Here is a 7,857-nt window from a genome sequence, read left to right as displayed (position 1 = left end):
AAGCACTCCGACTCCCGGTCGGTGGCACGGATGTGATGAAGGACCAGCTGCTCCAGATCCTGGCAATGGCGCAGCGCCCGTACATCACGGTGCGGGTCGTGCCGATCGCCATCGGCGCCCACGCCGGTGCCGCGGGTTCGTTCGTGCTGCTCAACTACGAGAAGTTCGAACCGGTCGTCTACACCGACGGCGATCACAACAGCCTCTTCCTCGAAGACAAGGCGTCAATCGCCAGGTACACCAAGATCTTGAAGTCGCTCGACCAGCAGGCGTTGAGCTCCGAAGACTCGAACGAGCTCATCCGCAGCCTGGTGTTGTGAGGAGCTGCCGCACGTCGGGCACGCTCCGCACCTCCACGAGCCAGCGACAGCGGCGGCGGTGTCCATCCACGAGAACAGTGCCGCCTCCGCACCCCCATCTGCGGCCCCTCCTCCGCTTTGCAGCCTCAAACCGCGACCGGCGCGACGTCCTCACGCTCACTCGCGTCCACGTCCCCGGTCTCCCCCTGCGCCGCCGCCCGCCGCCCCACCACGAACACGTACAGCAGGAACAGCACCTCGGCGACCACGCCGATCCCGACGCGGGCCCACGTCGGCAACCCGGACGGCGTCACGAACCCTTCCAGCACACCGGAAACCAGCAGAACGACCACCAGCCCGAGCGCCACCGCCACCACCGACCGCCCCTCAGCGGCGAGGGCTTGAGCGCGCGTGCGTTTGCCGGGGTCGATCACCTGCCAGCCCAGCCGCATCCCGATTCCCGCCGCCACGAACACCGCCGTCAGCTCCAGCAGTCCGTGCGGCGCGAGCAGGCCGAGGAACAGCCAGCCCCGGCCGGCGCCGAACATGACGCCGATGCCGACGGCGACGTTCACCGCGTTCATGAAGAGCAGGTAGATCGGCGGGATCGCGAACAGCACGCCGAGCAGCAGGCACGCGGCGGAGATCCAGGCGTTGTTCGTCCACACCTTGGCCGCGAACGAGCCTGCCGGGTCGCTGGAGTAGTAGGACTCGTAGGCGCCGCCCGCCCTGGTCATCTCGCGGAGGTCGTCCGGGGCGGCGATGGTGGCCTGCACGTCCGGGTTCGAGGCGATCCAGGCCGCCAGCACGCCCGTGACGAGGTAGAACACGACGCCGGCCGGCACCCACCAGCGCCAGCCGAGGTAGATCGCGGCGGGCAGGCGGTGGGTGAAGAAGCGGGTGACCACGCGCCACGCCGGGGTGTGCGTGCCGGTCAGCGCCGAGCGGGCCTGGGCGACCAGGGACGACAGGCGTTCGACGGTGGCGGGGTCCGGGGTCTGGCTGCGCACGATCGACAGGTGCGTCGTGACGCGCTGGTAGAGCTCGATCAGCTCGTCCGCCTCGGGTCCGCTCAACCGGCCCGACCGCTTGACCAGCAGTTCGAGCCGCTGCCACGACTCGCGGTGGCGATCGATGAACACGTCCAGATCCACGATGAGTCACACTATCCGCGTGGGGGACCTCGTCACCGGTGAAGCCGTAGTTCTGGACCTGCGCGTCGCTCAGCTCGCTAGCAGGGCGGTGGCGTTCGCGTTCGACGTCGTCGTGCAGTTCGGCCTGCTGTTCCTCGTGACGCTGCTGGTGCCGATCGGGTTCGACAACGCGCTGCAGACGGCCATGGCGCTGTCGTTGTCGGTACTCGTGCTCGTTGGCTACCCGACGGCCGTCGAGTCGTTGTCCCGCGGCCGTTCGCTGGGCAAGCTCGTCATGGGCCTGAAGGTCGTGCGCGACGACGGCGGCGCCATCCGGTTCCGGCACGCCCTGGTGCGCGCGCTCGGCGGGTTCTTCGTGGACTTCTGGGCGCTGGGCCTGGGCGGCGCGGTGGCGTTGTTCGTGTCGCTGTTCTCGCCGAGGGGCAAGCGCGTCGGCGACTACTTGGCGGGCACGATCGTGATCCACACCCGCGTGCCCAAGGGCCAGGTGGAGCTCGCCGAGATGCCGCCGCAGCTGGCGGAGTGGGCGCGCGGCCTGGACCTGTCGCAGCTGTCCGACGAACTGGTGCTCGCGTCGCGGCAGTACCTCAGCCGCTACCACGAGCTGGGCGAGAAGACGCGGTACGAGCTGGGCGTGCGGCTCGCGAACGACGTGGGCGCGGCGATCCGGTCACCTCGGTTCGAGTACACGCATCCGCATCCGTACCTGGCGGCGGTGCTGGCGGAACGGCGGCGCCGGGCGGCCGGCTAGGTCGAGAACTTCAGCGCCTCGATGATGATGCGCAGGCACACCTGGATGTCGTCCGGATCGGCCGCCTGCTTGCCCCGCAGCAGCAACCACGTGGTGCACAGGAAGTTGACCACCGTCGGCAGGTACTCGTAGTCGAAGCCCCTCGAGCCGCCCGCGATGTGGTACTGCGCGGAGTCGGCCATGTTGTTGCAGTAGGTGTAGACCGCCTGATAGATCGCGAGGAGGTCCTCGTCGGAGCCGGCGAAACCGCGGAATCTGAGGTTCGTCACCACGTTCACGTCTCGGTGGTGCGTGTCGGAGCGGCGACCTCTCTCCTTCACCAGGTGCCTCGTCTGCACCGTCCGGAACAGGTTCGTCCGGCTGTCCGTGCGCGTGAAGTGAATCTCCGCGATCTTGCAGAGCCAGACCAGGATCTCCGCGTAGCACCAGGCCCGGTCGAGGTAGTCCGGTGAGTCGAGCACCAGCAGGTCGCAGTTCTTCACCACCTCCGCGAGAGAGGCGAGTCCCGCGCGGAAGTCCTCCTCGTCGCCCGGCGCGAGCGGCCCGCCGGTGCGCTGGGGCAGGCAGCAGAAGTCGATCCACAGGTACATCTCGCCGGCAGACCGGGCGAACCAGCGACGTTTCCGCGCGGGGGCGAGCCGCTCGACGATGCGGCGCAGCTCGGAGCCGGTCGGGTCCGGATGATCTTCGGTCTGCCACCGGTGTGAGACGAAAACGCAGGGCGACGCGGACAGGTCCGTCCCGCCCCACCACGAGAGCCGGCCCTGCAGCGCGAAGCCCGGGACGTCGCGGTGATCCACGAGCTCGTCGGCGACCTCGTGGTAGGAGGGCAGCCGTTCGTACCTGGTCAACACCGACAGCGGAACGAACTTGACGAACGGATCCGAGGCCGGCTTGCGGGCGTTTTTGTCGAAGACGTCGACCAAACAGGACTTCGCGAGTTCGAGCGGGAGCCCGACCTGGTCGAAGTAGGGACGGAAGTACTCGAAGTCGATGACCCGGCCCTCGACGTCGGTGAACATGTCGGAGGCGGACTGCGCCCACACGTAGAGGCCGTCGAAACCGCCGTCGGTGTTCATCGAGGTCAACTCCACGGTTCGCAGCTGCTCCGGACGCCCGCCGGTCCGCCGGGTCGCGTCCGCGCCGACACCTCAGACTGCCAGGTGCGCTGCCGTGATCGGTGACTCGACGCGCCACCCCAGCTTCTCGTACAGCGCCCGTCCTGCCTCGGTGGCGACCAACACGGCACGCACCGCACCACGGTCGGCGGCGGCGCGGGTCAGCTCCGACATCACAACGCTGCCGAGGCCTCGCCTGCGGTGGGCGGGGTCGGTCTCCACCACGTCGATGACGGCGGCGTGACCGCGCACCGCGACCCGTCCCTTCGCCGCGCACTCGCCGTCGGCCGCGCGGACGACGGCATCGTGCACGTCGCCGGTGCTGTGCAGTTCCACGGTGTAGGTGTCCGGCGGGGTGATGGCCGCGATCGTCCCCAGTCCGGTGCACATCAGGTACTCCGGGGCTCCGACCGTCCACCTGGGACTCAGCGGCACGTGGTCCGCCGAGCCGCAGACCTTCAGCCACGTGCCGGGTTCGGTGAGCCCGGCGGCACGCGGGCCGGCCGAGCCCGGGTGCGGCAGTACGTACCGCACCCGGTGCCCTGGCAGGCCGACGTCGATTCGGTAGCCGTCGGGCTCCCTCACAGGTTCAGGCGTGCCTCGAGACAACGCCCAGCCCCACACCCAGTCGCTGACAAGATCGATCACCGCACAATCTTGTCACCTGGCGTTCGACTGTCCCTTGGCGATCAGGTGCTGGTGTCGTTGAAGTAGTGGACGCCTTCGTGCGCCGGGTCGTAGTCGCCTGTCGTGGCGTAGACGTCGATCGTGTCCTTGATGTAGTCGTTCGGCCACGCCCGGAAGTGCAGTTCCGGCCACGCCTCACCCGGCACGACCAGGTCGGGGTGGTGGCAGTCGATGCCGCCCTCGGCGTCTTCGCACGACCAGCCGTCACCCCAGGCCTGGACGTCCATCGGTGCCGGCGGCACGGAGAGGAACATGGTCACTCCCTGCTCGTTCTCGGAGCCGACGTCGGTGAGCAGCACCGAGAAGTCGAACAGTCCCCTGCCCGACCAGTGCGTTCCGTCTGCGTCGACGTACTCGCGCATCCCGGGGGAGTCGAGCGTCATCCGGATGTCGATCGGCGCCGTTTCGGCGGCGTTCGCGACCGGTGCGACAGAGAAGGCGACCACTCCGGCGACAGCGGTGGACAACAACGTTCTGATCATGGAGCTTCTCCAGGAGTTCGTTGATGGATCACCCCTAAGTGGCCGGTTAGGCCGCAGCGTTGCGTCACACGCCGCAGTTCGCTCTGCGGAGGCGCTCGGCCGCCTGCTCACGAACGGCTGCAAGAGACACCGGAGGATCGCCGTGCAACGCCTCCCAGCGCGCGTTGTGCACCGCGGTCCACAGGCTCGCCGCCCACGCGATCTCCAGCTCCTCCGCGGTGAACGAGCGCCCGCGCGACTCCTGGTACGTCTCCAGGAACGCCGCCGAGCTCTCGACCGGCACCAGCGACGGCGGCGGCACGTTGGCGAACGCCCCCGAAGCCGCGCCCACGAGTGCCGCTTCCGGTTGCCACGCCAGGCTGTCCCAGTCGTGCACGGCCCACACCTCGCCGTCGCGCCACCGCAGGTTCTGCGCTTCGAAGTCGGCATGCCCCAGCACGCACGGCAAATCGGTGGCCAGCAACCGTTTGCGGACCAGTGAAGCCACGTCCAGCACGAACGACGGCACCACGCTCTGGTCCCGCGCGTCCAGGAAGTCGATCGCCGGCCACAACCCCGGATCCGTGTGGTCCCACCGAGCCCAGCGCGGAGCGGGCACCGGCGGCACAACGGACACATCGGCCAGCAAAGCCGTCGACCGCGCGAACACCGCCGCGTAGCGCCGAGCGACCTCGGCCGAAGAGCCGCGGAGCATCGACCCACCCGCCAGAGACTCTTCGGCGTGCACGGCCAACGAGCCGACGACAACAACCGGCGTGAGGGGACGGGGGCACGGAAACCCGCGCTCCGCCAACGAAGTCTGCGCCGCCAGGCACGACGTGGCGCGGCCGTCGTCCGTGCGGGCCTTCACGAAGACCTCCCGCCCGTCCGCCAGCCGCACGCCGTGGACCGAGGAGATCGACACGCGCTCGTAGAACACGTCGGCCGGAGAGCTCCCCAGCCACTCGTCGCACCAGGCGGGCAGGTCGAGCATCAGACTCCCAGCAACTCGGTGAGCAGCAGCGGGTTCATGTAGTCGTCGTAGCGGACGATCTCACCGTCGCGCAAGTGGATGATCGCGACCGCGGTGAACGTGTAGTAGTCCTGCTTCACCTTCGACCAGCCGCGGTGCACGATCTCGGACACCGCCACGGACGGGTCGTTGGTGCGCCAGCAGTTCGCCTCGACGCTCTGGATCTCGATGCGTTCCCGCACCGACGCGCCGCGGACCTGGTTGAAGTACGCGCGGATCTCCTCGCGTCCCTTGATCTCCTCCGGCTGGTAGTGCGTCGGGAACTTGTACGCCATCACCCCGTCCTCGGCGAAGAGGTCGGCGAACTGGGCGTGCGTCTCCTCCCCCGCCACCATCCGGCGAACGTGCTCGACGATCTCTTCGGGCGTGCGTGTCATCGGTACTGCCCCCATCTCTAGAATCGGAACGGTGACCCCGGTTAAGACGATACGGAACGCTCGCCCCGGTTGGCAACGATGAGGGCCGATGCGGCGCGGAACCGCGAGAAGGTGATGGACGCGGCACGGGAACTGTTCGCGGAACAGGGCTTCGAGGTGCCGCTGGACGAGATCGCGGCGAAGGCCGGGGTCGGGCCCGGCACGGTCTACCGCCACTTCCCGACGAAGCAGGCGCTGTTCCAGGCCGTCACCGAGACGCGGGTGACGGCCATGATCGCGTCGGCCTCCGAACCGGCGGAGGACCCGAAGCAGGCGTTGTTCGCGTTCCTCGGGCGGATGGCGGACGAGGCGGCGGTGAAGCGCGACATGTCCGACGCGATCACCGTGTCACCCGAGCTGCGCAAGGCCCTCCACGCGGCGCTCGGCGGGCTGCTCGAACGCGCTCAGGAGGCGGGCACGGTGCGCGCCGACGTCACCGCCACCGACCTCGTGGTGCTGATGAAGGGAATGCTGCAGAGCCTGCACGAGGGAGGGAACCCCGCGGTGCTGCTGGAGATCGTGCTGAGCGGGCTTCAGTCGAGCCGGAAGCCGTAGGGCAGTTCGAGGCGGTGCCGCGCGAGCAGCGCGGCGTCGGCGAGGATCTCACGGGTGGGACCGTCCGCGACGACCACGCCGTCGTCGATCAGCACGCTGCGGGGGCAGATCTGCAACGCGAACGGCAGGTCGTGCGTGACCATCAACATGGTGCGCCCCAACGACAACAGCAGTTCGGCGAGCTCGCGGCGGGCGACGGGTTCGAGGTTCGCGGACGGTTCGTCCAGCACGAGGATCTCGGGGTCGCAGGCGAGCACCGAGGCCAGCGCGACCCGGCGTCGCTGGCCTCCGGACAGGTGCAGCGGTGAGCGGTCCGCGACCGGCTCCATGCCGACGGACCGCAACGCCTTCTGCACCCGGCCGTCCACATCGGACAGACCGAAGTTGCGCGGGCCGAACGCGACGTCCTCGCCGACCGTCGGGCAGAACAGCTGGTCGTCCGGGTCCTGGAACACGAGCCCGACGCGGCGGCGGATCTCCTTGAGGTTCGCCTTCGTCACCTCCAGGCCCGCGACCGACACCGTGCCCGAGCCGCCGGAGAGAACTCCGTTGAGGTGCAGGGCGAACGTCGTCTTGCCCGCGCCGTTCGGGCCGAGCACCGCGACCCGTTCACCGCGCTCGACACGCAGGTCGACGCCGAACAGGGCCTGGTGGCCGTCGGGGTAGGCGAAGGCGAGTTTCGAGACCTCCAGGGCGGGAGCGGCAGGGGTCTCCGGAACGATCACCGCGGAGCCTCCCGGCTTGCCCGTCCAGCCGCGCGACACCATCGCGAGGTGCACCCTCTCTCCGCGTTCGTAGGACCGGATGAACAGTGTGCCGACCGCCCTCGCGGTGGCGCCCGCCTGCCACAGGAAGCGCGGGTCGTCACCCCGCGAGATGCGGGCGACGCGCATGCGTTTCGCTTCGCCCACAACGACTTCGCCGTAGCGGAGCATGAGCGTGGCGATCATGATCAGCGGCGCGGGCACCTTCAGCGTCTGGAGCGCCTTGAGCAGGTCGCCCGGCGCCGTCGTCGCCGCCAGCGTGAGACTGACCAGGACGCCCAGGGTGCCCTTGGCGAGGATGTTCCAGCCCGCCAACGACCCCTCGACCGACACCGAGAGGCCGAGGAAGCCGGTGCGCGGGTCCGTGCCGAAGATCGGCAGCAGGAACGCCAGCACCACGAACGGCACCTCGATCACCGCGCGCTTCACGAACCACAGCGCGGGAACCCGCGCGACGGCCCACACCGCGACGATCACCAGCAGGTAGAGGCCGAAGACCGGGAACCAGGTGCGCGGGGTGGCCACGACGCCCAGCACCGCCCCGAACGCGACGAGGATCTTCACGTGGGGCGCGAGGCGGTGCACCGGCGAGTCGCCGGCGTGGTGCAGGACGTCGTGA

Annotated in this window: 10 protein-coding genes and 1 pseudogene; 3 read left to right on the top strand and 8 right to left on the bottom strand. The window is 69.2% G+C overall.

All coding sequences use genetic code 11. From position 1 onward, the window contains the following. A partial coding sequence (locus tag AOM45_RS48285) for a DUF5753 domain-containing protein (protein ID WP_035914077.1) occupies positions 1 to 320 on the top strand: 320 nt, incomplete at its 5' end. 125 nt (positions 321 to 445) lie between these two features. Here AOM45_RS48285 and AOM45_RS48280 read toward each other — a convergent pair. Continuing rightward, a complete protein-coding gene (locus tag AOM45_RS48280) occupies positions 446 to 1,453 on the bottom strand; it encodes a stage II sporulation protein M (protein WP_030474046.1) in 1,008 nt (335 codons plus the stop codon). Between the two features lie 19 nt (positions 1,454 to 1,472). Between AOM45_RS48280 and AOM45_RS48275 the strand changes: the two genes are divergently transcribed. Beyond that, positions 1,473 to 2,204 carry an RDD family protein gene (locus AOM45_RS48275; RefSeq protein WP_051784829.1) on the top strand — a complete coding sequence of 244 codons (732 nt, stop codon included), beginning with the start codon at positions 1,473 to 1,475 and terminating at the stop codon, positions 2,202 to 2,204. On the opposite strand, the gene AOM45_RS48270 is transcribed toward AOM45_RS48275, so the two are convergent. The 5 genes from AOM45_RS48270 to AOM45_RS48250 form a co-directional block, all read right to left on the bottom strand. After that, complete coding sequence (locus AOM45_RS48270; protein ID WP_030474048.1) at positions 2,201 to 3,283, bottom strand: hypothetical protein; 1,083 nt, start codon at positions 3,281 to 3,283, stop codon at positions 2,201 to 2,203. The genes AOM45_RS48275 and AOM45_RS48270 overlap by 4 nt on opposite strands. 72 nt (positions 3,284 to 3,355) lie before the next feature. Beyond that, the gene (locus tag AOM45_RS48265) at positions 3,356 to 3,970 is read right to left on the bottom strand and encodes a GNAT family N-acetyltransferase (RefSeq protein ID WP_051784830.1); all 615 of its coding nucleotides are present in this window, start codon (positions 3,968 to 3,970) and stop codon (positions 3,356 to 3,358) included. A 41-nt stretch (positions 3,971 to 4,011) separates the two neighbouring features. After that, positions 4,012 to 4,491: a hypothetical protein gene (locus tag AOM45_RS48260; protein WP_030474050.1), complete on the bottom strand. Its 480-nt coding sequence runs from the start codon at positions 4,489 to 4,491 to the stop codon at positions 4,012 to 4,014. 64 nt (positions 4,492 to 4,555) lie between these two features. Then, positions 4,556 to 5,464 carry a phosphotransferase gene (locus AOM45_RS48255; RefSeq protein ID WP_030474051.1) on the bottom strand — a complete coding sequence of 303 codons (909 nt, stop codon included), beginning with the start codon at positions 5,462 to 5,464 and terminating at the stop codon, positions 4,556 to 4,558. After that, entirely contained in the window at positions 5,464 to 5,880 is a 417-nt protein-coding gene (locus AOM45_RS48250) for a nuclear transport factor 2 family protein (protein ID WP_030474052.1), read from the bottom strand. The genes AOM45_RS48255 and AOM45_RS48250 overlap by 1 nt, the downstream gene beginning before the upstream one ends. 78 nt (positions 5,881 to 5,958) lie before the next feature. Between AOM45_RS48250 and AOM45_RS48245 the strand changes: the two genes are divergently transcribed. Further along, positions 5,959 to 6,474, top strand: a complete 516-nt coding sequence (locus AOM45_RS48245; protein WP_030474053.1) for a TetR/AcrR family transcriptional regulator — start codon at positions 5,959 to 5,961, stop codon at positions 6,472 to 6,474. On the opposite strand, the gene AOM45_RS52095 is transcribed toward AOM45_RS48245, so the two are convergent. Together AOM45_RS52095 and cbiQ are read right to left on the bottom strand one after the other, a co-directional pair. After that, a complete protein-coding gene (locus tag AOM45_RS52095) occupies positions 6,453 to 7,241 on the bottom strand; it encodes an energy-coupling factor ABC transporter ATP-binding protein (protein ID WP_081902843.1) in 789 nt (262 codons plus the stop codon). The two genes, AOM45_RS48245 and AOM45_RS52095, sit on opposite strands and share 22 nt — an antisense overlap. After that, positions 7,230 to 7,823 (bottom strand): annotated as a pseudogene (gene cbiQ / locus AOM45_RS52215) (cobalt ECF transporter T component CbiQ); the annotation flags it as partial. The gene AOM45_RS52095 and the pseudogene cbiQ, both read right to left, overlap by 12 nt. Between the last annotated feature and the right edge of the window lie 34 nt (positions 7,824 to 7,857).

The sequence above is a fragment of the Lentzea aerocolonigenes genome, from assembly GCF_000974445.1.
Taxonomy (GTDB): Bacteria; Actinomycetota; Actinomycetes; order Mycobacteriales; family Pseudonocardiaceae; genus Lentzea; species Lentzea aerocolonigenes.
Note: the sequence above shows the minus strand (reverse complement) of the source record. Positions and strands in the feature narration are given on the sequence as shown.

What these genes read in the sequence shown, in the direction of transcription:
- AOM45_RS48260 (WP_030474050.1), bottom strand. Translation starts at nt 4,491, where the DNA reads ATGATCAGAACGTTGTTGTCCACCGCTGTCGCCGGAGTGGTCGCCTTC.
- AOM45_RS48245 (WP_030474053.1), top strand. Translation starts at nt 5,959, where the DNA reads ATGAGGGCCGATGCGGCGCGGAACCGCGAGAAGGTGATGGACGCGGCA.
- AOM45_RS48250 (WP_030474052.1), bottom strand. Translation starts at nt 5,880, where the DNA reads ATGACACGCACGCCCGAAGAGATCGTCGAGCACGTTCGCCGGATGGTG.
- AOM45_RS52095 (WP_081902843.1), bottom strand. Translation starts at nt 7,241, where the DNA reads ATGGTGTCGCGCGGCTGGACGGGCAAGCCGGGAGGCTCCGCGGTGATC.
- AOM45_RS48270 (WP_030474048.1), bottom strand. Translation starts at nt 3,283, where the DNA reads ATGAACACCGACGGCGGTTTCGACGGCCTCTACGTGTGGGCGCAGTCC.
- AOM45_RS48255 (WP_030474051.1), bottom strand. Translation starts at nt 5,464, where the DNA reads ATGCTCGACCTGCCCGCCTGGTGCGACGAGTGGCTGGGGAGCTCTCCG.